Below are 24,837 nucleotides of genomic sequence, written 5' to 3' on the forward strand. Positions count from 1 at the left end.
CTAGATAGAAAGTAGAAGAAATGAATAGGATTGAGATTGACAGAGATATACTCCTTTTTTTACGATTTGCTTACTTTGGGAATTCAAAAGATTTATTTTTAGCTGCAACTACTCGAGCCTATCTAGATTTTAATCGAACCTTGCGATTTCATGGCATGTCAGATGAACAGCGCTTGGAGATGAGAAATCGAGCTTCTAAGTGTATCAAAGAAGCGATTTTAAATCTCTTGAATCGGGACAAGCTGTGTCAAACTGATTTTGATAGTTGGCATCATAGGACTTGTGATGTTTTGATAGATTGCTATCGCTCAAATGGGATTCGATTCACTTACGGTCATGCTCAAAAGTGGATTAATATGACTTTCAAGTATCTCTATATGCTTGAAGCTGTAACCCTAGACTCCGTTTTTCCTTTTTTACACGTACCGATAGATAACATCGTGTTAGAGAGGGCGAACAAACAGTTGTGTATCCCAAAACCTTCTCAAGTGTGGAGTAGTTGGGGAGATTACGCTTTCTATCTTCAATATCAAGAACATTTGAGGCAAAGAATAGGCAAGGAAGCTCCTCTTCGTTGGGAGTTTCACAATTGGCTAGATGAAATAGAAAAAGGAAAACCATCATGAACCATAAAATCGCAATTTTATCAGATATTCATGGCAATGTGACTGCACTAGAAGCAGTGATTGCAGATGCTAAAACTCAAGGAGCCAGTGAATATTGGCTTCTGGGAGATATTTTTCTACCTGGTCCAGGTGCAAATGACTTGGTCGCTCTGTTAAAGGAACTTCCTATCACAGCAAGTGTTCGAGGCAATTGGGATGATTGTGTCTTAGAGGCTTTAGATGGGCAATATGGCTTAGAAGACCCACAGGAAATCCAGCTCATGCGTATGACCCAGTTTTTAATGGAGCGAATGGATCCTGAAACGATTGTCTGGCTACGAAGTTTACCTATGCTAGAAAAGAAAGAAGTTGATGGACTGCACTTTTCTCTTTCTCATAATTTGCCAAATAAGAATTATGGTGGTGACTTGTCTGTTGGGAATAACACAGATAAATTTGACCAACTCCTAGACGAGGAAACGGACGTGGCAGTCTATGGTCATGTCCACAAGCAGTTGCTTCGTTACGGTAGTCAAGGGCAACAAATCATCAATCCAGGTACGATTGGCATGCCCTATTTTGATTGGGAAAAGTTAAAAAATCACCGTGCCCAGTATGCCGTGATAGAAGTAGAAGATGGGGAATTGGTAAATATTCTATTCCGAAAAGTTTCTTATGATTATGAAGCGGAGTTAGAATTGGCCAAGTCCAAGGACCTTCCTTTTATCGAAATGTATGAAGAACTACGCCGAGATGACAACTATCGGGGGCACAATCTAGAACTCTTAGCTAGTTTAATTGAAAAGCATGGGTATGTAGAGGATGTGAAGGATTATTTTGATTTTTTGTAAAGTTAGAAATAAAATGGACGCTCTTATTTGGAAGTGAGGTTTGTAGTCGAATTGCTTAGAAAAGATGGTTTAGCTAAAGTTTGACATTGAAATTATTTTGTTATAGAATGGACTTAATTCTTAATAAAAAGGAGAACATTATGAAGAAAATTATTACAGCCAGTATGGCTCTTTTATCTGTTGTTGTTTTAGCAGCATGTTCAGGGAAAACAACGTCTGATTCTTCAACTAAAAATTCAAGTTCTGTAGAGCAAACTTCTTCAGAGACCTCATCAACAACGTCTAGTTCAAAGACAGAAAATAATGAGGTTGTTTTGATCACTGATGAAGAAATTGACAATGCTAAAACTGTTGGAGATGTGAAGAAAGTTTTTGGTAAACTAGTTGACAATTATAAAAAGCATGCAGTTGAAATTGGAGAAAAAATTCCAGAGAGTGGAAAAGAAGCATATAACGCCCAAGTTGAACCAGCGCTTAAGTCTATGGAGACTGTAAGAGAGTCATTTAACGAAAGCCTTTCAAGTATTGGTTCTGATGATACAGTAGTGCCAGAACAAACTCGTACTCTATTTGTTCAACAGTTGAAAACTGGACGTGACACAATGAAGAAAGCGCTGGAAGCGGCTTATAAAGCAGTTGCTCCATACACATCTGGTCAATAATATGAGAAAGTAGGTGTTTGATCACCTGCTTTTTGCTTGCTCAAATCTAAAGCGATACCTACTTAAATAGCTCCAAATTAATAGCAGAGAGTTTGAAAGAAGTACTAACTCTATGAAAAATCTCTGCAAGCTCTTTCAAAATATGGTAGAATGGAAGCAGTAGAATTAGAAAAGGAAATCGATTATGAAATTTCTTGAATTAAATAAAAAACGTCATGCAACCAAGCATTTCACTGATAAGCCGGTGGATCCCAAAGATGTACGTACGGCTATTGAAATCGCAACCTTAGCCCCAAGTGCCCATAACAGCCAGCCATGGAAGTTTGTAGTCGTTCGTGAGAAAAATGCTGAATTGGCAAAATTGGCATACGGTTCGAACTTTGAGCAGGTGTCATCAGCACCTGTAACCATTGCCTTGTTTACAGATACAGACCTTGCTAAACGTGCCCGCAAGATTGCCCGTGTCGGTGGAGCAAAGAACTTCTCAGAAGAGCAACTTCAATATTTCATGAAGAATTTGCCTGCTGAATATGCACGTTACAATGAGCAACAGATTAGTGACTACCTAGCCCTCAATGCTGGTTTGGTTGCCATGAACTTGGTTCTGGCTCTGACAGACCAGGGAATCGGTTCCAATATTATCCTTGGTTTTGACAAATCAAAAGCCAATGAGGTTTTGGACATCGAAGACCGCTTCCGCCCAGAACTCTTGATTACAGTGGGTTACACAGACGAGAAATTAGAACCAAGCTACCGCTTGCCAGTAGATGAAATCATAGAGAAAAGATAGAAGGAAGAAAAAATGACAGCAATTGATTTTACAGCAGAAGTAGAAAAACGCAAAGAAGACCTCTTGGTTGACTTGTTTAGCCTTTTGGAAATCAACTCAGAACGTGATGATAGCAAGGCAGATGCGCAGCATCCCTTTGGACCTGGTCCAGTAAAAGCTTTGGAGAAATTCCTTGAAATCGCAGACCGCGATGGCTATCCAACTAAAAATGTTGATAACTACGCAGGACATTTTGAGTTTGGTGAAGGAGAAGAAGTTCTCGGAATCTTTGCTCACATGGACGTGGTGCCAGCTGGTAGCGGTTGGGACACGGACCCTTATACACCAACTATCAAAGATGGTCGCCTTTATGCGCGCGGAGCTTCAGATGACAAGGGACCTACAACAGCTTGTTACTATGGTTTGAAAATCATCAAAGAATTGGGTCTTCCAACTTCTAAGAAAGTTCGTTTTATTGTCGGAACAGACGAAGAATCAGGCTGGGCAGATATGGACTACTACTTTGAACATGTAGGACTTGCAAAACCAGACTTTGGCTTCTCTCCAGACGCTGAATTCCCTATCATCAATGGTGAAAAAGGAAATATCACAGAATACCTTCACTTTGCAGGTGAAAATGCAGGTGCTGCTCGTCTTCACAGCTTTACAGGTGGTTTGCGTGAAAACATGGTACCTGAATCAGCAACAGCAGTCGTTTCAGGTGTCTTAGCTGACTTGCAAGCTAAACTAGATGCCTTTGTTGCAGAGCACAAACTTAGAGGAGAACTCCAAGAAGAAAACGGTCAGTACAAGGTGACTGTGATTGGTAAATCTGCCCATGGTGCTATGCCTGCTTCAGGTGTCAATGGGGCTACTTACCTAGCATTCTTCCTCAGCCAATTTGACTTTGCTGGACCAGCCAAAGACTACCTCGACATTGCTGGTAAGATTCTCTTGAATGACCATGAGGGTGAAAATCTCAAGGTTGCTCATGTGGATGAAAAAATGGGTGCCCTTTCTATGAATGCGGGTGTCTTCCGCTTTGACGAAGCAAGTGCTGACAATACCATTGCCCTCAACTTCCGTTATCCAAAAGGAACAAGCCCAGAGCAAATCAAGTCAATCCTTGAAAACTTGCCAGTTGCTTCTGTTAGCCTCTCTGCCCATGGTCATACACCTCACTATGTGCCAATGGAAGATCCACTCGTTCAAACCTTGTTGAATGTCTATGAAAAACAAACTGGTCTTAAAGGTCACGAGCAAGTCATTGGTGGTGGAACCTTCGGCCGTTTGCTAGAACGTGGTGTTGCCTACGGTGCTATGTTCCCAGATTCTATTGATACCATGCACCAAGCCAATGAATTCATCGCCTTAGACGATCTCTTCCGAGCAGCAGCAATCTATGCAGAAGCTATCTATGAATTAATCAAATAAAACGATAGAAGTCTGAGATTTTATGCTTAGACTTCTTTTTGGAGGGAAAACAGATGTCTCAAATCGAAAGAATCAAGCAAGCCATTATGGCGGATCCACAGAATACCAGCTATACAGAACGCGGAATCGAACCTCTCTTTGCGGCGCCAACAACTGCTCGTATCAATATTGTCGGTCAAGCTCCGGGCTTTAAAACGCAAGAAGCTGGAATTTATTGGAAGGATAAGAGTGGTGATCGTCTGCGTGAGTGGCTAGGTGTTGATGAAGATACCTTTTACAATTCAGGGTTGTTTGCAGTTATTCCCATGGACTTTTATTTCCCAGGACATGGAAAATCAGGCGACCTTCCGCCCCGTAAAGGCTTTGCCGAAAAATGGCACCCACAACTCCTAAAGGAATGCCCAAATATTGAATTGACCCTTTTGATTGGACAATATGCCCAAGCCTATTATTTACAGGAGAAAATCAGTGGCAAGGTGACAGAAAGGGTAAAACATTACCAGAACTACTTGCCGACCTATTTCCCACTAGTTCATCCCTCACCACGAAATCAAATCTGGATGGCTAAAAATCCTTGGTTTGAGTCAGAAGTGGTGCCAGAATTGCAAAGAAGAATTAAAACGATTTTATAGTCAATGAAAATCAAAGAGCAAACTAGGAAGCTAGCCGCAGGCTGCTCAAAGTACAGCTTTGAGGTTGCAGATAAAACTGACGAAGTCAGCTCAAAACACTGTTTTGAGGTTGCAGATAAAACTGACGAAGTCAGCTCAAAACACTGTTTTGAGGTTGTGGATAGAACTGACGAAGTCAGTAACCATAACTACGGTAAGGCAACGCTGACGTGGTTTGAATTTGATTTTCGAAGAGTATTAGGAGAAAAAGAATGAAAGAAATAGCCTTCGATGAATTTTACCAGCTTTACCAAAATGGTCAGCTTTCTCTAGTGGACGTGAGAGAAATAGAAGAGTTCAGGATGCTTCATTTAGAAGGTGCACACAACTTACCACTTAGTCAACTGGCTGATACTTATGAGCAGTTGGACAAGGAGCAGTTACATTATGTTATTTGTAAATCTGGGATGAGATCAGCTCGTGCTTGCCAGTTCTTAGAGGAGCATGGATATAAGGTCATCAATGTTCAAGGTGGCATGACGGCCTTTGAAAATCTTTAAAATTTTGCATTTCTCCTACTTGGTGTGTACTAGGTAGGAGAATTTTGTTTTTAGATAATTCTTATTTTTAAAAATATTGAAAACATTCAATATTTACTTCGTGATGCTTTTTTCACACTCTTATTCGTGATATACTAGGTCAGTATTTTAGAAATATGAAGGAGATTCTTTATGGCTAAAAAAGGTGCCCTAACAGGTTTGCTCCTGTTTGGAATATTTTTTGGTGCGGGGAACTTGATTTTTCCGCCTTCTCTAGGTGCCCTATCTGGAGAACATTTTATTCCTGCCATTGCAGGTTTTGTCTTTTCAGGCGTCGGTATCGCCGTTTTGACTCTCATTATTGGAACTCTCAATCCTAAGGGATACATTTATGAGATTTCTAAGAAAATCTCACCTTGGTTTGCGACGCTTTATCTCGCAGTCCTCTATTTATCGATTGGTCCCTTCTTTGCCATTCCACGTACAGCCACAACAGCTTACGAAGTCGGGATTAGCCCCCTTTTATCAGATGCGAATAAAGGACTTGGATTGATTGTCTTTACCGTACTATATTTTGCAGCGGCTTATTTGATTTCACTCAATCCATCAAAGATTTTGGATCGGATCGGACGTATCTTGACACCAGTCTTTGCTTTGTTGATCGTTATCTTGGTTCTACTAGGTGCCTTCAAGTATGGTGGAACAAGTCCTCAAGCGACCTCAGAAGCCTATCAATCCTCTGCTTTTGGGACAGGTTTCCTAGAAGGGTATAATACCTTGGATGCTCTTGCCTCAGTGGCTTTCAGTGTCATTGCTGTTCAAACCTTGAAACAACTTGGATTCTCAAGTAAGAAAGAATACATTTCAACTATTTGGGTGGTTGGTATCGTTGTAGCTCTTGCCTTTAGCGCTCTGTACATCGGTTTAGGATTCCTTGGAAATCACTTCCCAGTACCAGCAGAAGTGATGAAGGGTGGAACACCAGGTGTTTATATCTTGTCACAAGCAACTCAGGAAATCTTTGGTTCAACAGCTCAACTCTTCCTTGCTGTTATGGTAACTGTAACCTGCTTCACAACGACAGTTGGATTGATTGTGTCGACAGCAGAGTTCTTTAACGGACGTTTCCCACAAATCAGCTACAAGGTCTATGCCACTGCCTTTACCTTGATTGGGTTTGCTATTGCAAATCTTGGTCTTGATGCAATCATTAAGTACTCAGTGCCAGTACTGGTAATCTTGTACCCAATCACCATCGCCATTGTGATGATCGTGATTGTTAATAAGTTTATCGCCCTATCAAAACCGGGCATGCAGTTAACTATTGGGCTTGTTACAGCGATTGCTCTTGCAAGCGTCCTTGGAAGTTCTTTTAAGATTGAGTTTCTAGCAAATCTCGTCAATGCTCTTCCGTTTGCAGCTGCCTCTCTTCCATGGCTAGTGCCAGCTATTATCGGAATCTTGCTTTCATTGGTTCTACCAAACAAACAAGAGAGTGATGTTTTTGAGATGGAATAAAAAAATTCTTGGTCATCGACCAAGAATTTTTTGTATGAGCACGACTCATTAGTTGGTTTGTTCAGTATAACCAGCTTCTTTAAGCATTTTTTTCGAGGCAGCAAAGCTTACACGGTTTCCAATACCAGAATATTCGTTCGGCATTGCTTTTTTCAATTCGTCAAGACTCGCGACAGTCATGTCAACCTCGATGTTTTGGATAACTTTTTCGTCTTGAATTTCAACTTTTTGTGTAACCCCTTTGACCCCTTCATAACCTTTATAAGTATCGTCAACAATTTCCTTAATACCTTCCGCGGTATTATTAAGTTTTTCAGGGTCAAGTACATTATGAACAGTTTGTTTTACAACGTCATCTCCCTTCACAGTATAAGTCAAGGTAGAATGAATCCCAGGTTTGCTATTGTGGACAAATGTGTGAGTTTCTGTCTCATCTTTCTTTTCAGATGATTGTTGACTGCTTTGTTTGGTCTCGCTTGACTGAGTTGTTGTGTCTTCTTTGCTACTGCTGCTAGCAGGTGTTGATGCTTGTTTGGAACATCCGAGTAGGAGGACAAGTGAAGCCACAAGGGCTAGTGAAGTTTTGACAAGAGTTTCCATAGAATTTCCTTTCATAATCAAAGTATTTGTATTATAACATGGATCTATAGTGAAAGCAACTAAACATAGTTTTTCTCCTTTTGAGAAGGAGTCTGACTAGAAAAATGTTATAATGGTAGGAAAGAGGTGAAGAAATGAATCAGACTATAAACTATATCAAAGAACTAACCGCTATTGCATCACCAACGGGTTTCACTCGTGAGATTTCAGACTACTTGGTCCATACTTTAGAAGAGTTTGGTTACCAGCCTGTTCGCACAGCTAAGGGCGGTGTCAATGTGACCATTAAAGGTCAAAATGATGAGCAACAACGCTATGTGACAGCCCATGTGGATACGCTGGGTGCTATTGTCCGTGCTGTCAAACCGGATGGTCGTCTCAAATTAGATCGTATCGGTGGTTTTCCTTGGAACATGATTGAGGGGGAAAACTGTACGGTTCATGTGGCTAGCACAGGTAAAAAGGTATCTGGAACCATCCTCATCCACCAAACTTCTTGCCATGTCTACAAAGATGCAGGAACTGCTGAACGTACGCAGGACAATATGGAAGTGCGTTTGGATGCAAAAGTAACCAATGAAAAAGAAATCCGCGCCTTGGGCATCGAGGTCGGCGATTTTATCAGTTTTGACCCGCGAACTGTCGTGACAGAGACTGGTTTTATCAAGTCCCGTCATTTGGATGACAAGGTCAGCGCAGCGATTTTGCTTAATCTTCTTCGTGTTTATAAGGAAGAGGGGATAGCATTACCAGTAACAACTCATTTTGCTTTTTCAGTCTTCGAAGAGGTGGGCCATGGTGCCAACTCCAATATTCCAGCTCAGGTAGTAGAATATCTAGCTGTAGATATGGGAGCCATGGGCGATGACCAGCAAACAGACGAATATACAGTGTCTATCTGTGTCAAGGACGCTTCAGGTCCCTATCACTACGACTTCCGTCAACATTTAGTGACTTTGGCAAAGGAGCAAGATATTCCATTTAAGCTCGACATTTATCCATTTTACGGTTCGGATGCTTCGGCAGCTATGTCAGCAGGAGCCGAGGTCAAACATGCACTCCTTGGAGCTGGTATTGAATCCAGTCACTCTTACGAACGAACACACATTGATTCGGTCATGGCGACTGAGAGTATGGTCGATGCCTATCTCAAGAGTGCATTGGTAGACTAATATGTGCTTGATTTGTCAAAGAATTGAATGGATCAAGGCAGGGGAAAATCCCTACTTTGTAAAAGAACTAGAAACAGGCTATGTCGTTATTGGAGACCATCAATACTTTAAGGGCTATACCTTGTTTCTAGCAAAGGAGCATGTCACAGAACTCCACCATATGGAGACTTCTGTAAAACTTCGTTTTCTAGAGGAAATGAGTTTGGTCCAAGAAGCTGTTGCCAAAGCATTTGAGGCTGAAAAGATGAATATTGAACTCCTAGGAAATGGCGATGCCCACGCTCATTGGCATCTTTTTCCGCGAAGAGCAGGTGATATGAGGGGTCATGGATTGAATGGTCGTGGTCCAGTCTGGTGGGTGCCCTGGGAAGAAATGGCGGCAGAAGATTGCCAAGTGCAATCCCGTGAGTTGGAACAAATGATTAAAGTCGTATCCGATGAATTAGAGAAGCACTTGGCCTAAGAGAGGAAGAAAAAAATGAAAAAAAGATATATCGTTTTATCCGGTTTGCTAGCAGTAACCCTAGCAGCATGTTCTCAAGAACAACCTAAAAATGAAGAAAATACTCAAAAAACGGAACAAACTAGCCAATCTGAAGGAACTGTAGGAAGCAAATCTCAAGCTTCTAGTCAGAAGAAGGCAGAAGTTGTCAATAAGGGAGACCACTATAGTATACAAGGGAAATACGATGAAATCGTCGTAGCTAATAAGCACTATCCTTTGTCAAAAGACTATAATCCAGGAGAAAATCCAACAGCCAAGGCAGAGTTGGTCAAACTCATCAAAGCTATGCAAGAGGCGGGATTCCCAATCAGCGATCATTACAGTGGTTTTAGAAGTTATGAAACTCAAACCAAACTTTATCAAGACTATGTGAATCAAGACGGTAAGGAAGCAGCAGATCGCTACTCAGCTCGCCCTGGATACAGTGAACACCAAACAGGTCTTGCTTTTGATTTGATTGGGACTAATGGAGAATTGGTAACAGAAGAAAAAGCAGCCCAGTGGCTCTTAGATCATGCAGCTGACTATGGTTTTGTCGTTCGCTATCTCAAAGGCAAGGAGAAAGAGACTGGCTATATGGCGGAAGAATGGCATCTTCGCTACGTCGGAAAAGAGGCCAAAGAAATTGCTGCAAGTGGTCTCAGTTTGGAAGAGTACTACGGCTTTGAAGGCGGAGATTACGTCGATTAAAAAAGAAATTTTTCTCTTGCATTTTTAGATAAATAGTGTATAATAGAAAGGTATGCGTAAAGTGTACTTGTGGGAGGTAAAAATCTCTAATTACCGCCAAAACCACAAAGGAGGATTTAAAAATGGCTAAAAAAGTCGAAAAACTTGTAAAATTGCAAATCCCTGCTGGTAAAGCTACACCAGCTCCACCAGTTGGACCTGCTCTTGGTCAAGCTGGTATCAACATCATGGGATTCACAAAAGAGTTCAACGCTCGTACAGCTGACCAAGCTGGTATGATTATTCCAGTTGTTATCTCAGTATACGAAGACAAATCATTTACTTTCGTTACAAAAACACCACCAGCTGCTGTTCTTTTGAAAAAAGCTGCAGGTGTTGAAAAAGGATCAGGTACACCTAACAAAACTAAAGTTGCTACAGTTACTCGTGCACAAGTACAAGAAATTGCAGAAACTAAGATGCCAGATTTGAACGCAGCAAACATTGAGTCTGCAATGCGTATGATCGAAGGTACTGCTCGTTCTATGGGATTCACTGTTGTTGACTAATCAATAACACAGTAGAAAATCTCACAGCAGTCTATTAGTTGCTTTTCATACTAGGCAAGTGACTGACGCTTGTACTTGGGTACAGCAAAGGAACTGAACGAAGTAGAAAAGGAAAATAATAGACTGAAAACCCGCAAGACTTCATCATTTCGAGAAGTGACGTGGGAGATGAAAATCGATTGAACCACTTACAAGGAGAATAGAAAATGGCTAAAAAAAGCAAACAACTTCGTGCTGCTCTTGAGAAAATCGACAGCACAAAAGCATACAGTGTAGAAGAAGCTGTAGCACTTGCAAAAGAAACTAACTTTGCAAAATTTGACGCAACTGTAGAAGTTGCTTACAACTTGAACATTGACGTTAAAAAAGCTGACCAACAAATCCGTGGCGCAATGGTATTGCCAAACGGTACTGGTAAAACTTCACGCGTTCTTGTTTTCGCACGTGGTGCAAAAGCTGAAGAAGCAAAAGCTGCTGGTGCAGACTTTGTTGGTGAAGATGACCTTGTTGCGAAAATCAACGACGGTTGGTTGGACTTCGACGTAGTTATCGCTACACCTGATATGATGGCTCTTGTTGGACGTCTTGGACGTGTCCTTGGACCACGTAACTTGATGCCAAACCCTAAAACTGGTACTGTAACAATGGATGTTGCTAAAGCAGTTGAAGAGTCTAAAGGTGGTAAAATCACTTATCGTGCTGACCGTGCAGGTAACGTTCAAGCAATCATCGGTAAAGTATCATTTGAAGCTGAAAAATTGGTTGAAAACTTCAAAGCTTTCAACGAAACAATCCAAAAATCAAAACCAGCTACAGCTAAAGGAACTTACGTAACAAACTTGACAATCACAACTACTCAAGGTGTTGGTATCAAAGTTGACGTAAACTCACTTTAATCAGTAGTTTATAAAAGAGAAGACGAGTACGAAAGTGCTCGTTTTTTTATGAGTATGACCTTTTAGAAAAATCAGTTCATTGATCAGCTTTGTAGCAATAGTGCGTTTCCTCTTCTTCTTTCACAGAAAATATGCTATAATAGAGAGTAAAAAACTTTGAAAGAAAGAAAAAGATGAATTTAAAAGATTATATCGCAACGATTGAAAATTATCCTAAGGAAGGTATTACCTTCCGTGATATCAGCCCTTTGATGGCAGATGGAAATGCTTATAGCTACGCTGTTCGTGAAATTGTTCAGTATGCAACTGATAAGAAAATCGACATGATCGTGGGCCCAGAGGCTCGCGGCTTTATCGTGGGCTGTCCTGTTGCTTTTGAGTTGGGAATTGGCTTTGCACCTGTTCGTAAACCAGGGAAATTGCCACGTGAAGTCATTTCTGCTGACTATGAGAAAGAGTACGGTATTGATACCTTGACCATGCATGCTGATGCGATTAAGCCAGGTCAACGTGTTCTCATCGTAGATGATCTTTTGGCAACAGGTGGAACTGTCAAAGCAACCATTGAGATGATTGAAAGACTTGGTGGAGTTGTAGCCGGTTGTGCCTTCTTGATTGAGTTGGATGAGCTTAAAGGCCGTGAAAAAATCGGAGATTACGATTACAAGGTACTTATGCATTATTAATGAAAAACAGTCCTTGGGGCTGTTTTCTCTTCATCTGCTATATAAACAAACTATAGCTAGTTAGAGAAAAACTATAATTGAAAACTATATCTTCTTGCAGTATAATAAAAGGACTAAGTGTTTGAAATTTGACTTCAAACACATTCAATTATTTCTAAAAGAGTACAGTTAGGAGAAGGTTATGCCGATTAGAATTGATAAAAAATTGCCAGCTGTTGAGATTTTACGGACAGAGAATATCTTTGTCATGGATGATCAACGTGCGGCCCACCAAGATATCCGTCCCTTGAAAATTTTGATTTTAAACCTAATGCCCAAAAAAGTGGTCACAGAGACCCAGTTGTTACGGCATTTAGCAAATACTCCTTTGCAATTGGACATAGACTTTCTCTATATGGAGAGCCACCGTTCCAAGACGACTCGTGCAGAGCATATGGAGACTTTTTATAAAACTTTTCCTGAAGTCAAGGACGAGTATTTTGATGGGATGATTATCACAGGGGCTCCGATTGAGCATTTACCATTTGAGGAAGTGGACTATTGGGAGGAATTCAGTCAGGTGCTTGAGTGGTCCAAGACCCATGTCTATTCGACCCTTCATATCTGCTGGGGTGCCCAAGCAGGTCTTTATGCTCGCTATGGTGTTGAAAAGCACCAGATGGATCGGAAGCTATCAGGTATTTACCCACAGGATACCTTGAAAGAAGGGCACCTTCTTTTTAGAGGTTTTGATGATCGCTATGTAGCTCCTCATTCTCGTCACACTGAGATTTTAAAAGAAGAAATCTTAAACAAGACCAATCTAGAGATTCTGTCAGAAGGTCTTGAGGTTGGTGTTTCTATCTTAGCTAGTCGAGATTTGCGTGAGATTTATAGTTTTGGTCATTTGGAGTACGATCGTGACACTTTAGCAAGAGAGTATTTTCGTGATTATGAGGCGGGGCTCGACCCTCATATCCCAGAGAACTACTTTAAAAATGATGATGTGAATGAGACACCGTGTCTCTGTTGGTCTTCATCAGCTGCCCTCTTTTTCAGCAATTGGGTGAACTATGCAGTTTATCAGGAAACCCCTTTTGACTGGAAAAAGGTAGAGGATGATGCGGCTGCATTTGGATATTTATAAGAGGAATTATGACATATTTTGACGCTTTTAAATCAGGGAACTTGGTTTTACCAAGTGCCCTGCTCTTGCATTTTAAGGAACTCTTTCCTTCCAGCGAAGATTTTCTCGTCTGGCAATTTTTCTATTTACAAAATACCACAGCCTTAGGAGATGTTTCGCCTAGCCAAATAGCTGAAATCATTGGGAAAGAAGTGGCAGATGTCAACCAATCCATTTCGAATTTGACTGAAAATGGTTTGCTACAATATCGGACCATTGAACTAAATGGGGAAATTGAGCTGATTTTTGATGCTAGTCTGGCTTTTGAACGCTTGGATAGCTTGCTAGATACCCAAGCTCCAGCTACAACTGCCCCAAACTCCAAAAATCAATTGAAGGATCTGGTTGAAACCTTTCAGCAGGAATTGGGGCGCTTGTTAACACCATTTGAAATCGAAGATCTTTCCAAGACTGTCAAAGAAGATGGAATCAAGGCGGATTTGATCAAGGAAGCTCTCCGAGAGGCGGTTTTTAATGGCAAACCAAACTGGAAGTACATTCAGGCAATCCTTCGTAACTGGCGCCATGAAGGTATCCAGTCTGTGGCTCAGGTGGAGGCCAAACGAGCAGAGCGAGAAGCGAACAATCCCAAACAAGTTCAGGCTTCAGCTGATTTCCTCGATGCCATGAATTTGTGGCAAGATTAGTCGCTTGAAAAATCTTGAAAATTAGAGTAAGATTTGCAAGCTCCTTATAAATATGATAGAATAATAGTGAATAAAATGAAAAAAGAGGTATGTGAAATGTCACGTAAACCATTTATCGCTGGTAACTGGAAAATGAACAAAAATCCAGAAGAAGCAAAAGCATTCGTTGAAGCCGTTGCATCAAAACTTCCTTCATCAGACCTTGTTGAAGCAGGTATCGCAGCTCCTGCAGTTGATTTGACAGCTGTTCTTGCTGCTGCTAAAGGTTCAAACCTTAAAGTTGCTGCTCAAAACTGCTACTTTGAAAATGCAGGTGCGTTCACTGGTGAAACTAGCCCACAAGTTTTGAAAGAAATCGGTACAGACTACGTTGTGATCGGTCACTCAGAACGTCGTGACTACTTCCATGAAACTGACGAAGATATCAACAAAAAAGCAAAAGCAATCTTTTCAAACGGTATGCTTCCAATCATCTGTTGTGGTGAGTCACTTGAAACTTACGAAGCTGGTAAAGCGGCTGAATTCGTAGGTGCTCAAGTATCTGCTGCATTGGCTGGCTTGACAGCTGAACAAGTTGCTTCAACAGTTATCGCTTACGAGCCAATCTGGGCTATCGGTACTGGTAAATCAGCTTCACAAGACGATGCACAAAAAATGTGTAAAGTTGTTCGTGACGTTGTAGCTGCCGACTTCGGTCAAGAAGTTGCGGACAAAGTTCGTGTTCAATACGGTGGTTCTGTTAAACCTGAAAACGTTGCTTCATACATGGCTTGCCCAGACGTTGACGGTGCCCTTGTTGGTGGTGCGTCACTTGAAGCTGAAAGCTTCTTGGCATTGCTTGATTTTGTAAAATAATCTAGCTCATTCTAGACAGACAGTTAAAAGTACTAAGTGACTTTGACTGCCTGTCTTATTTTTACTTGGAGCATTCTTGTGAAAGAGGGATTTTTCTAGACTAGGAAAGTTCCTTAGGGAAAGAAAGGCGTGCAGATGCGCGCTCTTTTCTATATCAAAAGGTTATGAAAGGGGGGAGTTATGCTCTATATTTGGTCTTATTTGAAAAAATATCCCAAGTGGTTATTCTTGGATTTCTTTGGAGCGGTTTTCTTTGTTATTGTCAATCTTGGGCTGCCAACTGTTCTGGCTCGGATGATTGATGAAGGTGTGAATAAAGGGAATGAACAGCAATTGTATGTTTGGGCTGCAATTATGCTGGTGATTATCCTATGTGGAACCTTGGGGCGTATAGTCTTAGCCTACGCTGCTAGTAAGCTGACGACCAATATGGTCAAGGATATGAGGGATGATCTCTATGCCAAATTACAAGAGTATTCTCATCACGAATATGAAAAGATTGGAGTGTCTTCACTGGTTACTCGCATTACCAGTGATGCCTTTGTTCTCATGCAGTTTGCAGAACAGACCTTAAAACTGGGTGTCATCACCCCCATGATGATGCTGTCTAGTATCTTAATGATCTTCCTGACCAGTCCGTCATTAGCCTGGATAGTGGCCTTTGCAGTACCTTTCTTAGCCGTGGTGGTCATTTATGTAGCGGTCAAGACTCGACCATTATCAGAGAAACAGCAGGCTACCTTAGATAAGATAAACCAATATGCCAGGGAAAATCTGATGGGACTCCGTGTCATTCGTGCCTTTGCCCGTGAGGAGTTTCAAGAGGAACGTTTTGCAGGACAAAATGCAGTCTATGCAGCTAATTCCAATCGTCTGTTTAAACTAACTGGCTTGACAGAACCCTTGTTTGTTCAAATTATCATTGCCATGATTGTAGCCATTGTCTGGTTTGCTCTGGACCCTATCAAACAAGGAAGCTTGCAAATTGGGGACCTAGTAGCCTTTATCGAATATAGTTTCCACGCCCTCTTGTCCTTCCTTTTCCTATCCAATCTCTTCACCATGTATCCTCGTACAGCCGTTTCGAGTGAACGTTTGAAAGAAGTCATGGATATGCCGATTTCTATTGATCCCAATGAAGGAGGAGTCAGAGAGACAGCAACCCACGGATATTTGGAATTTGAAAATGTCACCTTTGCCTATCCTGGCGAGACGGAAAATCCTGTTTTGCATAACATTTCTTTCAGCGCTAAACCAGGTGAAACCATTGCCTTTATCGGATCAACCGGGTCGGGCAAGTCCTCTCTTGTACAATTGATTCCTCGTTTTTACGATGTCACGCTTGGGAAAATCAAGGTTGATGGTGTCGATGTGAGGGATTATCGCCTCAAGTCTCTTCGTCAAAAGATTGGTTTTATCCCGCAGAAGGCCTTGCTCTTTACAGGAACTATCGCTGAAAATATCCGCTATGGGAAGGAAGATGCTAGTCACAAAGACCTACATCAGGCAGCGGATGTGGCGCAAGCCAAAGATTTTATCGAAAGCCGAGAAGAAGGCTTTGCGACCCATCTAGCTGAAGGTGGGAGCAACCTTTCTGGAGGACAGAAACAACGTCTCTCAATTGCAAGAGCGGTTATAAAGAATCCTGATATCTATATTTTTGACGATTCTTTCTCAGCCTTGGATTATCGTACGGATGCCATTTTGCGCCGTCGTCTCAAGGAAGTAACACAGAATGCAACGGTTTTAATTGTTGCTCAACGTGTCGGAACCATCATGGATGCGGACCAGATCATCGTTCTGGATAAGGGTGAAATCGTGGGTCGTGGTCGACATGAAGAATTGATGGAGACCAATGCCATCTATCGTGAGATTGCTGAGTCGCAGTTGAAAAATGCATCTCTAACAGAGGAATAGGAGGAAATATGAAAACACAATCTAGTTTGGCTCGTTTGTGGAGCTATTTGAAAGCCTACCGTTTTTCTGTCTTTTTTGCGGTTTTTCTAAAAGTTTTAAGCGTAGTCATGAGTGTCTTGGAGCCTTTTGTCTTGGGGTTAGCCATTACGGAGTTGACAAAGAATCTCTTAGATATGGCTAATGGCCTTTCAGGTGCTAGCATCAATACTGGCTACATCGGAACTGTTTTAATCATTTACCTTTTTAGAGGGCTCTTGTATGAACTTGGGTCTTATTATTCCAATTATTTCATGACCAATGCGGTCCAGTCCATGACTCAGGATCTGCGAAATGAAATGACTGAAAAGATCAATCGTATCCCTGTGTCTTTCTTTGACAAACACCAATTTGGCGATTTATTGGGGCGCTTTACCAGTGATGTTGAGACAGTGTCTAATGCTCTTCAACAGTCTTTTCTCCAAATTGTAAATGCCGTTTTGACGATTGTTCTCGTCATGGGAATGGTTTTATACTTGAACTTTCAACTGGCTATAGTGGTGATTCTATCCATTCCAGTGACCTATTTCGGTGCAAGAAGTATCCTGAAACGTTCTCAGCCTTATTTTAAAGAGCAGGCGGCTATTTTAGGACGGATGAATGGCTATGTGCAGGAAAATCTTACAGGTTTTAATGTCTTGAAACTCTACGGTCGTGAGGAAACTTCTCATAAAGAATTTTCTAAGATTACAGACGACCTCCAACGTGTTGGCTTTAAAGCCAGCTTTATCTCTGGGCTTATGATGCCAGCCCTTCATGCTGTATCGGACTTAACCTATCTGATCGTTGCAGTTCTTGGTGGTTTGCAAGTGATTGCGGGTCGTTTGACAGTGGGGAATATGCAGGCCTTTGTTCAGTACGTTTGGCAGATCAGCCAGCCTATTCAAAACATCACACAACTTGCGGGTCAAATGCAAAGTGCTAAGTCTTCGCTAGACCGCATCTTCGATATCTTGGATGAGACAGAGGAAGTCAAGGGAGAAGAACTCGAAATCCTTGAACCCTTAACAGGTCAGGTGACCTTCCAACATGTTGACTTCCAGTATGTTGAAAACAAACCATTGATTCGAGACTTTAATCTAGAAGTTCAACCGGGAGAGATGGTGGCGATTGTTGGTCCTACTGGAGCTGGTAAGACGACCTTGATCAATCTGCTTATGCGCTTTTACGATGTCACAGCAGGTGCAATCTTAGTTGACGGGCAGGATATTCGCCAGTTTTCACGACAAGACTACCGACGTCAGTTTGGGATGGTCTTGCAGGATGCTTGGCTTTATGAAGGGACAATCAAAGAAAACCTACGTTTTGGAAATCTTGACGCCAGTGACAAGGAAATAATAGAAGCTGCCAAAGCAGCAAATGTAGACCACTTTATCCGAACTCTTCCTGGCGGTTACAACATGGAGATGAACCAAGAGTCAAGTAATATTTCCCTCGGGCAAAAACAACTCTTGACCATCGCGCGTGCTCTCCTAGCCAATCCTAAAATTCTCATTTTGGATGAAGCGACTTCCTCTGTTGACACCCGTTTGGAACTCTTGATTCAAAAAGCTATGAAACGCTTGATGAAAGGAAGAACCAGCTTTGTCATCGCCCACCGTCTCTCTACTATTCAAGAAGCAGATAAGATTCTCGTTCTTAAGGATGGTCAGATTATTGAGCAGGGAAATCATGAAAGCTTGCTCCAAGCAAAAGGTTTTTATTATGACCTATATCAAAGTCAATTTTCAAGTAAATCCGAGCAAGTCGGCTAATCAAAACTGTCCAGACTATTCTTAAATTATCAGTCTATTACAACTTTTCTCAGATAGTACACTTTCCTTGCTATCGTTTTATGGTAGTAGTATACTTATACTGTAACCACTAAGAAGATGGTTACAAAAAAAGAAAGAGGTAAGAAATATGGTTGAATTGAAAAAAGAAGCAGTAAAAGACGTTACAACATTATCTAAAACAGCGCCAGTAGCATTGGCAAAAACAAAAGAAGTATTGAACCAAGCAGTAGCAGACTTGTATGTGGCTCACATTGCCCTTCACCAAGTTCACTGGTATATGCGTGGTCGTGGTTTCCTCGTATGGCATCCAAAAATGGATGAATACATGGACAGCCTTGATGGTTATCTTGATGAAATCAGCGAACGTTTGATCACCCTTGGTGGCAAACCTTACTCAACTTTGACAGAATTCCTTCAACACAGTGAAATCGAAGAAGAAGAAGGAGAATTCCGTAATGTTGAAGAAAGCTTGGAACGTGTTCTAGCGATTTACCGCTACCTCATCGCTCTTTTCCAAAAAGCTTTGGATGTGACAGATGAAGAAGGCGATGATGTTACAAACGATATCTTTGTTGGTGCTAAGGCTGAACTTGAGAAAACAGTTTGGATGGTTGCAGCAGAACTTGGACAAGCTCCTGGTTTGTAAGATATAGTTGCTACCCCTTTTATCATGAGGTGCTTGATAAGTGCCCATGACCAATCATCTTTTAAAAGTCATGTAACTGTGAAAAGTTGCATGACTTTTTTGTCTGCTAGACTTAGGACACATTGTCAAAAGTAGGATTTTACGGTATAATAGTTGCTGTTCGAGAAATTTTGATTTTCAAAGAATAGTGAAATGTTATAAGGAGAACCCATGAACAATTTACCAAATTGCCCAAAATGTAATTCAGAATATGTCTACGAAGATGGAAATCTCTTGGTATGCCCAGAGTGTGCCTATGAGTGGAATCCTGCAGAAGTTGCAGAAGTAGAAGAAGGTGTAGTTGCTATCGATGCCAATGGAAATAAACTGGCTGACGGCGATACTGTGACCCTTATCAAGGACTTGAAAGTAAAAGGTGCACCAAAGGATTTGAAACAAGGAACTCGTGTTAAAAATATCCGTATCGTAGAAGGTGACCACAACATCGACTGTAAGATTGATGGTTTTGGAGCTATGAAATTGAAGTCAGAGTTTGTTAAGAAAATCTAGCTATGAAAACGAACTACAAATTTATCTTTTATAGTCGTGTGCTCTTGTTCTTAGCGGCATTTACAGGAGTTTATTTAGAGATCACCAAGCATGGTGGTTTTGGTATGCTCCTTTACTACACAGTATTGTCCAATCTTTTGGTAACGATTTTCACGGGCTATCTGCTCCGTGTGATGAGCCGTTCAGGTGAAAATTGGCAAAGTCCGACCTTGCTTCGTCTCAAGGGTGGCGTTACCATGAGTATCATGATTACCTGTGTGATTTACCATTTTATGCTTGCTCCGATCGCGACAGACTTTTACCGTGTGGAAAATTTCCTTTGCCACTATATCGTTCCACTCTGGTTTTTAGCCGACACCCTCTTCTTTGATAAACGGGGTCAATACAAGATATGGGATCCAGTCTTGTGGACCATCTTGCCCTTAGTTTATATGATTTTTGCCTTGTTTAACGGCCTGGTCTTAAAACTCAATATTCCGAATTCCAAGGACAATCCCTTCCCTTATTTCTTTTTAAATGTGAACAAGGGTTGGGACGTGGTCATCAAATGGTGTTTGATCATTTTTGCAGCGTATATGGTTGCAGGCTTCATCTTCTATCTGATCAAGCAAATCAAGCGAAAATAGTCTTCCTATTAGGAAAGTTAGGACGGAGTCTTTAGTTCAATCGGGCTCCTTCTTTTCTTGCCATCTTCCTTCTAAAAGGATCAACAGTGAGAAATATACAGAAAGAAAATTCATGAAACAATTTTTAGAACGGGCTAGTATTTTGGCCCTCTCCCTCGTTTTGATTACCTCCTTCTCCATCTCAAGTGCTCTGCCAGCCATGTTTGACTACTATCAAGGCTATCCCAAAGAACAAATCGAGCTCCTGGTCAGTCTTCCTTCTTTTGGGATTATGATTATGCTGGTTTTAAATGGGTTTTTGGAGCGGTTATTTCCTGAGCGATTTCAGATTAGTCTAGGTCTTCTCATCCTTTCTATCGGGGGGACAGCCCCTTTCTGGTATCAGGAGTACAACTTTGTCTTTGCGATGCGGATTTTATTTGGCTTGGGTGTTGGGATGATCAATGCCAAGGCCATTTCCATCATCAGTGAACGCTATCATGGAAAGACACGGATCCAGATGTTGGGTCTTCGCGGATCAGCAGAAGTTGTCGGGGCATCGATTTTGACTCTAGTGGTCGGTCAACTCTTATCCTTGGGATGGACAGTGACCTTCTTGGCCTACAGTGCGGGATTTTTAGTATTGATCCTTTATCTGCTCTTTGTCCCTTATGGGAAAGAAAAGAAAGAAACAAAGAAAAAAGAGACCGAAACGACTCGTTTGACAGGAAAGATGAAAGGATTAATTTTTCTATTGGCTGTCGAAGCAGCAGTTGTTGTCTGCACCAACACAGCTATCACCATTCGTATTCCTAGTCTGATGGTGGAAAGAGGTCTAGGGGATGCCCAGTTATCGAGCTTGGTTTTAAGTATCATGCAGTTGATTGGTATCTTGGCAGGTGTGAGTTTTTCTTTCTTTATCTCTCTGTTTAAAGAAAGGTTGCTCCTTTGGTCAGGTATCACCTTTGGATTGGGGCAGATTGTGATTGCCTTGTCTCCGTCATTGGGTGTGATGGTAGTTGGAAGTGTTGTGGCAGGTTTTTCTTACAGTGTGGCCTTGACCACTGTCTTTCAGCTTCTTTCCGAAAGGATCCCAGCCAAGCTCCTTAATCAGGCAACATCTTTTGCAGTGCTAGGATGTAGCTTTGGAGCCTTTACGACACCGTTTATTCTTGGGGCGATTGGCTTGGTGACTCAAAACGGTATGTTGGTCTTCACCATTTTAGGATGTTGGTTGATTGTCACTTCTATCTTTGTTATGTACGCACTTCAAAAGAGAGCTTAGGATTAATTTCCTAAGTTTTTCTTTCTGGGAATTTTGTACCCAGACAATTATTGTTTTTTAAACTTGTTTACACTTTTATTTCCTGATAAAATAGAAGTTATGACAAGATATAAAGCAATCATTTCCTATGACGGTTATGCCTTTGCTGGTTTTCAGCGCCAGCCTCATGCGCGGAGCGTTCAGGAAGAAATTGAAAAAACGTTGACTAGATTGAATAAGGGGCAAGCCATCGCTGTTCATGGTGCTGGTAGGACGGATAGTGGGGTCCATGCTCTGGGACAGGTTATTCATTTTGATCTGCCCTATCAGATGGATGAGGAAAAACTCCGTTTTGCTCTGGATACCCAGTCACCAGAAGATATCGATGTGATTTCAATTGATCTTGTGGCGGATGATTTTCATTGCCGTTATGCAAAACATAGCAAGACATATGAGTTTATCGTGGATAGGGGGCGTCCTAAGAATCCGATGCGTCGTCACTATGCCACTCACTTTCCTTATCCGCTCGATGTGGAGCGGATGCAGGAGGCTGTCAAGAAATTAGAAGGAACCCATGATTTTACCGGTTTTACAGCATCTGGGACTAGTGTAGAGGATAAGGTTCGAACCATTACAGAAGCCAGCCTTAGTGTTGATGAGACAGGCCAATTTTTGACCTTTACCTTTTCAGGAAATGGTTTCTTGTATAAGCAGATTCGCAATATGGTGGGGACGCTGCTCAAAATCGGAAATAATCGGATGCCAGTTGAGCAGATTGACTTGATTTTGGAGAAGAGGGACAGGCAACTTGCAGGTCCCACGGCTGCACCGAATGGCTTGTATTTAAAGGAGATTCGTTATGAAGAATAATCGTATTTTAGCCCTTTCTGGGAATGATATTTTTAGTGGTGGTGGTTTGTCAGCTGATTTGGCCACCTATACCTTAAACAGCTTGCATGGCTTTGTAGCTGTCACTTGTTTGACGGCCTTGACCGAAAAGGGCTTTGAGGTCTTTCCAACAGATGATACTATTTTCCAACATGAGTTGAATAGCTTGCGTGATGTCGAGTTTGCGGGGATTAAGATTGGCCTTCTTCCTACTGTCAGCGTGGCTGAGAAGGCCTTGGACTTTATCAAGCAACGTCCTGGAGTGCCTGTGGTACTGGACCCCGTCTTGGTCTGCAAGGAAACGCACGACGTGGCTGTCAGTGAACTCTGTCAAGAGTTGATTCGTTTTTTCCCTCATGTCAGTGTGATTACGCCAAATCTTCCTGAAGCAGAATTATTGGCTGGTCAGGAAATTAAAACATTGGAAGATATGAAAGCTGCAGCGCAGAAATTGCATGATTTAGGAGCGTCAGCAGTCATTATCAAGGGAGGCAATCGCCTTAGTCAGGACAAGGCTGTAGATATCTTTTATGATGGACAAACCTTTACTGTCCTAGAAAATCCTGTTATCCAAGGCCAAAATGCTGGTGCAGGTTGTACCTTTGCCTCAAGTATTGCCAGTCACTTGGTTAAAGGGGATGAACTTTTACCAGCAGTAGAGAGCTCGAAAGCTTTCGTTTACCGTGCTATTGCACAAGCAGATCAATATGGAGTAAGACAATATGAAGCAAACCAAAACAACTAAAATCGCTCTTGTATCCCTTTTAACTGCCCTTTCTGTGGTCCTAGGTTATTTCTTAAAAATCCCGACACCAACAGGTATTCTAACTCTCTTAGATGCGGGTATCTTCTTTGCGGCCTTCTACTTTGGTAGTAAAGAGGGGGCTGTCGTTGGAGGTCTAGCAGGTTTCTTGATTGACCTCTTATCAGGCTACCCTCAGTGGATGTTCTTTAGCTTGATCAACCATGGCTTGCAGGGATTTTTCGCAGGATTTAAAGGGAAATCTCAGTGGTTAGGACTTATCTTGGCAACGATTGTCATGGTAGGGGGCTATGCCTTGGGTTCAACTTTGATGAATGGCTGGGTGGCAGCCCTACCAGAAATCTTACCAAACTTCCTGCAAAATATCGTGGGTATGGTTGTAGGATTTGTAGTCTTTCAGAGCGTCAAGAAGATAAAATAAAAAAGTCAGCTTCAATAGCTGACTTTTTGCTTGTCTAGATTTAATCAAAATAAAGCAAGTCTTTGCTGGTGCTTGTAAAGAGGTCAAAGCCATCCTTGGTAACAACACCGCAGTCTTCGATACGAACGCCAACTTTACCAGGGATATAGATACCAGGTTCAACAGAGAAGCACATGCCTTCTTCGATGACCATGTCGTTTCCTTCCATGATAGATGGGAATTCGTGGACATCCATACCGATACCGTGACCGAGACGGTGGTTGAAGTACTCACCGTAACCAGCTTTTTCGATGACTTCACGGGCAGCGCGGTCCACTTCATGTGCAGTCACACCTGGCTTGATGAAGTCAAGGGCAGCTTGTTGGGCTTCAAGTGTCAAGTTGTAAATATCTTTCTTGAATTGGTCAGGCTTACCGACAGCGACCGTACGTGTCATATCTGAGGCATAGCCATTAACCATGACACCGAGGTCAAAGAGGAGAAGGGCGTCTTTTTCGACCTTGTTTGCACCAGGAATTCCGTGTGGATTTGCAGCATTATCACCAGTCAAAACCATGGTATCAAAACTCATTTCATAGCCTTCACGCTTTAAGGCAAAGTCGATTTGGGCGATGATATCTGTCTCAGTCTTATCAAGAGAAATGTTGTCAAAACCAACTTTTACAGCTTTATCAGCATAGAGACCTGCAACCATCATTTTTTGTACTTCATCAGCTGATTTGATGAGGCGCATGCGTTGGATGCGAGGAGTGAGATTTTCAAACTCAGCAGTTTCAAAAACTGTTTTCAAGCCATGGTATTTGGTCAAGATGAGATTGTCAAACTCAACAGCGACACGTTTGAAGTCGTGCTGTGGCAAGGCATTTTTGATTTTTTGCCATGGATTTTCAGAATCTACATAACCCACAACTGGGAAGGAAACAGTGCTGGTTGCACGCTCCACTTCAAGGGCTGGGACAAAGAGGAGGGGTTCTTGATCCGCTAGGACAAAGAGGAACATTTGGCGTTCATGGGGATCACTGTAAAAGCCAGTGAGGTAATTGATAGTGACGGGGTCAGATACGACAGCGACGTCTAGTTTTTCTGATTCAAGATATGTTACGATTTGTTGTAATTTAGACATATGCTACCTTCTTTCTACCCCTCTATTTTGGCAAAAAAAGAGAGAAAATGCAAGGGAGAAGGGTAAAAGAGCAGGCAAAAAGAACTCCGATATGATA

At 41.8% G+C, this 24,837-nt stretch carries 29 protein-coding genes; 27 read left to right on the plus strand and 2 right to left on the minus strand.

The window, feature by feature from the left end; genetic code table 11:
- The first annotated feature begins 20 nt into the window (after nucleotides 1-20).
- The 9 genes from EKB01_RS06145 to brnQ all read left to right on the plus strand — a co-directional run bounded on the left by EKB01_RS06145 (nucleotide 21) and on the right by brnQ (nucleotide 6,989).
- Nucleotides 21-626 carry a hypothetical protein gene (locus EKB01_RS06145; RefSeq protein WP_167266114.1) on the plus strand — a complete coding sequence of 202 codons (606 nt, stop codon included), beginning with the start codon at nucleotides 21-23 and terminating at the stop codon, nucleotides 624-626.
- Nucleotides 623-1,456, plus strand: coding sequence for a metallophosphoesterase family protein (locus EKB01_RS06150; RefSeq protein WP_033583476.1), 834 nt, complete (start codon nucleotides 623-625; stop codon nucleotides 1,454-1,456). The genes EKB01_RS06145 and EKB01_RS06150 overlap by 4 nt, the downstream gene beginning before the upstream one ends.
- A 140-nt stretch (nucleotides 1,457-1,596) precedes the next feature.
- Entirely contained in the window at nucleotides 1,597-2,118 is a 522-nt protein-coding gene (locus tag EKB01_RS06155) for a hypothetical protein (RefSeq protein WP_167266116.1), read from the plus strand.
- A 184-nt stretch (nucleotides 2,119-2,302) separates the two neighbouring features.
- Nucleotides 2,303-2,908, plus strand: coding sequence for a nitroreductase family protein (locus tag EKB01_RS06160; protein ID WP_061588358.1), 606 nt, complete (start codon nucleotides 2,303-2,305; stop codon nucleotides 2,906-2,908).
- A 12-nt stretch (nucleotides 2,909-2,920) separates the two neighbouring features.
- Nucleotides 2,921-4,321: a dipeptidase PepV gene (pepV, locus tag EKB01_RS06165; protein ID WP_167266119.1), complete on the plus strand. Its 1,401-nt coding sequence runs from the start codon at nucleotides 2,921-2,923 to the stop codon at nucleotides 4,319-4,321.
- 53 nt (nucleotides 4,322-4,374) lie between these two features.
- A complete protein-coding gene (locus EKB01_RS06170; protein ID WP_061597905.1) occupies nucleotides 4,375-4,953 on the plus strand; it encodes a uracil-DNA glycosylase family protein in 579 nt (192 codons plus the stop codon).
- A gap of 3 nt (nucleotides 4,954-4,956) precedes the next feature.
- Complete coding sequence (locus EKB01_RS09295) at nucleotides 4,957-5,208, plus strand: hypothetical protein (RefSeq protein ID WP_243830654.1); 252 nt, start codon at nucleotides 4,957-4,959, stop codon at nucleotides 5,206-5,208.
- Nucleotides 5,205-5,492, plus strand: coding sequence for a rhodanese-like domain-containing protein (locus EKB01_RS06180; protein ID WP_061597904.1), 288 nt, complete (start codon nucleotides 5,205-5,207; stop codon nucleotides 5,490-5,492). The genes EKB01_RS09295 and EKB01_RS06180 overlap by 4 nt, the downstream gene beginning before the upstream one ends.
- 171 nt (nucleotides 5,493-5,663) lie before the next feature.
- The gene (gene brnQ / locus EKB01_RS06185) at nucleotides 5,664-6,989 is read left to right on the plus strand and encodes a branched-chain amino acid transport system II carrier protein (protein WP_167266122.1); all 1,326 of its coding nucleotides are present in this window, start codon (nucleotides 5,664-5,666) and stop codon (nucleotides 6,987-6,989) included.
- Nucleotides 6,990-7,037: 48 nt separating this feature from the next.
- Here the strand turns inward: brnQ and EKB01_RS06190 are convergent, their stop codons facing one another.
- Nucleotides 7,038-7,589, minus strand: a complete 552-nt coding sequence (locus tag EKB01_RS06190; protein WP_084853715.1) for a DUF1307 domain-containing protein — start codon at nucleotides 7,587-7,589, stop codon at nucleotides 7,038-7,040.
- A gap of 134 nt (nucleotides 7,590-7,723) precedes the next feature.
- Between EKB01_RS06190 and EKB01_RS06195 the strand changes: the two genes are divergently transcribed.
- From EKB01_RS06195 to EKB01_RS06280, 18 genes are all read left to right on the plus strand, one after another.
- Nucleotides 7,724-8,761, plus strand: a complete 1,038-nt coding sequence (locus EKB01_RS06195; protein ID WP_167266124.1) for a M42 family metallopeptidase — start codon at nucleotides 7,724-7,726, stop codon at nucleotides 8,759-8,761.
- A 1-nt stretch (nucleotide 8,762) separates the two neighbouring features.
- Entirely contained in the window at nucleotides 8,763-9,224 is a 462-nt protein-coding gene (locus EKB01_RS06200) for an HIT family protein (RefSeq protein ID WP_167266128.1), read from the plus strand.
- Between the two features lie 15 nt (nucleotides 9,225-9,239).
- Nucleotides 9,240-9,956, plus strand: a complete 717-nt coding sequence (ldcB, locus tag EKB01_RS06205; RefSeq protein WP_167266131.1) for an LD-carboxypeptidase LdcB/DacB — start codon at nucleotides 9,240-9,242, stop codon at nucleotides 9,954-9,956.
- A gap of 122 nt (nucleotides 9,957-10,078) precedes the next feature.
- Nucleotides 10,079-10,504 (plus strand): 50S ribosomal protein L11, encoded by a 426-nt coding sequence (gene rplK / locus EKB01_RS06210; protein ID WP_001085808.1) that lies wholly within the window; start codon nucleotides 10,079-10,081, stop codon nucleotides 10,502-10,504.
- Between the two features lie 206 nt (nucleotides 10,505-10,710).
- Complete coding sequence (rplA, locus tag EKB01_RS06215; RefSeq protein WP_001085676.1) at nucleotides 10,711-11,400, plus strand: 50S ribosomal protein L1; 690 nt, start codon at nucleotides 10,711-10,713, stop codon at nucleotides 11,398-11,400.
- 173 nt (nucleotides 11,401-11,573) lie between these two features.
- Nucleotides 11,574-12,086, plus strand: a complete 513-nt coding sequence (locus EKB01_RS06220) for an adenine phosphoribosyltransferase (RefSeq protein ID WP_001049316.1) — start codon at nucleotides 11,574-11,576, stop codon at nucleotides 12,084-12,086.
- A 181-nt stretch (nucleotides 12,087-12,267) separates the two neighbouring features.
- On the plus strand, nucleotides 12,268-13,212 hold the full coding sequence (metA, locus tag EKB01_RS06225) for a homoserine O-succinyltransferase (protein ID WP_109289736.1): 945 nt from the start codon (nucleotides 12,268-12,270) through the stop codon (nucleotides 13,210-13,212).
- 8 nt (nucleotides 13,213-13,220) lie between these two features.
- Nucleotides 13,221-13,898: a DnaD domain-containing protein gene (locus tag EKB01_RS06230; RefSeq protein ID WP_084910785.1), complete on the plus strand. Its 678-nt coding sequence runs from the start codon at nucleotides 13,221-13,223 to the stop codon at nucleotides 13,896-13,898.
- A 96-nt stretch (nucleotides 13,899-13,994) separates the two neighbouring features.
- Nucleotides 13,995-14,753 (plus strand): triose-phosphate isomerase, encoded by a 759-nt coding sequence (gene tpiA / locus EKB01_RS06235; protein WP_000087901.1) that lies wholly within the window; start codon nucleotides 13,995-13,997, stop codon nucleotides 14,751-14,753.
- Nucleotides 14,754-14,933: 180 nt separating this feature from the next.
- The gene (locus EKB01_RS06240; RefSeq protein ID WP_084910787.1) at nucleotides 14,934-16,670 is read left to right on the plus strand and encodes an ABC transporter ATP-binding protein; all 1,737 of its coding nucleotides are present in this window, start codon (nucleotides 14,934-14,936) and stop codon (nucleotides 16,668-16,670) included.
- 8 nt (nucleotides 16,671-16,678) lie between these two features.
- Nucleotides 16,679-18,460 carry an ABC transporter ATP-binding protein gene (locus tag EKB01_RS06245; protein ID WP_167266135.1) on the plus strand — a complete coding sequence of 594 codons (1,782 nt, stop codon included), beginning with the start codon at nucleotides 16,679-16,681 and terminating at the stop codon, nucleotides 18,458-18,460.
- Nucleotides 18,461-18,608: 148 nt separating this feature from the next.
- Nucleotides 18,609-19,127 carry a Dps family protein gene (locus EKB01_RS06250; protein ID WP_167266137.1) on the plus strand — a complete coding sequence of 173 codons (519 nt, stop codon included), beginning with the start codon at nucleotides 18,609-18,611 and terminating at the stop codon, nucleotides 19,125-19,127.
- Between the two features lie 210 nt (nucleotides 19,128-19,337).
- A complete protein-coding gene (locus EKB01_RS06255) occupies nucleotides 19,338-19,676 on the plus strand; it encodes a zinc ribbon domain-containing protein YjdM (RefSeq protein ID WP_001061598.1) in 339 nt (112 codons plus the stop codon).
- A 2-nt stretch (nucleotides 19,677-19,678) separates the two neighbouring features.
- Nucleotides 19,679-20,302: a Pr6Pr family membrane protein gene (locus EKB01_RS06260; protein WP_084910792.1), complete on the plus strand. Its 624-nt coding sequence runs from the start codon at nucleotides 19,679-19,681 to the stop codon at nucleotides 20,300-20,302.
- A gap of 112 nt (nucleotides 20,303-20,414) precedes the next feature.
- Nucleotides 20,415-21,566: an MFS transporter gene (locus tag EKB01_RS06265; protein WP_167266140.1), complete on the plus strand. Its 1,152-nt coding sequence runs from the start codon at nucleotides 20,415-20,417 to the stop codon at nucleotides 21,564-21,566.
- A 99-nt stretch (nucleotides 21,567-21,665) separates the two neighbouring features.
- On the plus strand, nucleotides 21,666-22,415 hold the full coding sequence (gene truA / locus EKB01_RS06270) for a tRNA pseudouridine(38-40) synthase TruA (RefSeq protein WP_167266144.1): 750 nt from the start codon (nucleotides 21,666-21,668) through the stop codon (nucleotides 22,413-22,415).
- On the plus strand, nucleotides 22,405-23,178 hold the full coding sequence (locus EKB01_RS06275) for a bifunctional hydroxymethylpyrimidine kinase/phosphomethylpyrimidine kinase (protein WP_167266147.1): 774 nt from the start codon (nucleotides 22,405-22,407) through the stop codon (nucleotides 23,176-23,178). The genes truA and EKB01_RS06275 overlap by 11 nt, the downstream gene beginning before the upstream one ends.
- Nucleotides 23,156-23,617: an ECF transporter S component gene (locus EKB01_RS06280; RefSeq protein WP_167266150.1), complete on the plus strand. Its 462-nt coding sequence runs from the start codon at nucleotides 23,156-23,158 to the stop codon at nucleotides 23,615-23,617. The genes EKB01_RS06275 and EKB01_RS06280 overlap by 23 nt, the downstream gene beginning before the upstream one ends.
- Nucleotides 23,618-23,657: 40 nt before the next feature.
- On the opposite strand, the gene EKB01_RS06285 is transcribed toward EKB01_RS06280, so the two are convergent.
- Nucleotides 23,658-24,740 carry a Xaa-Pro peptidase family protein gene (locus EKB01_RS06285; protein WP_000040932.1) on the minus strand — a complete coding sequence of 361 codons (1,083 nt, stop codon included), beginning with the start codon at nucleotides 24,738-24,740 and terminating at the stop codon, nucleotides 23,658-23,660.
- Nucleotides 24,741-24,837 lie beyond the last annotated feature (97 nt).

Source organism: Streptococcus sp. CCUG 71758 (assembly GCF_011714815.1).
In the GTDB taxonomy this organism is placed as follows: Bacteria; Bacillota; Bacilli; order Lactobacillales; family Streptococcaceae; genus Streptococcus; species Streptococcus halitosis.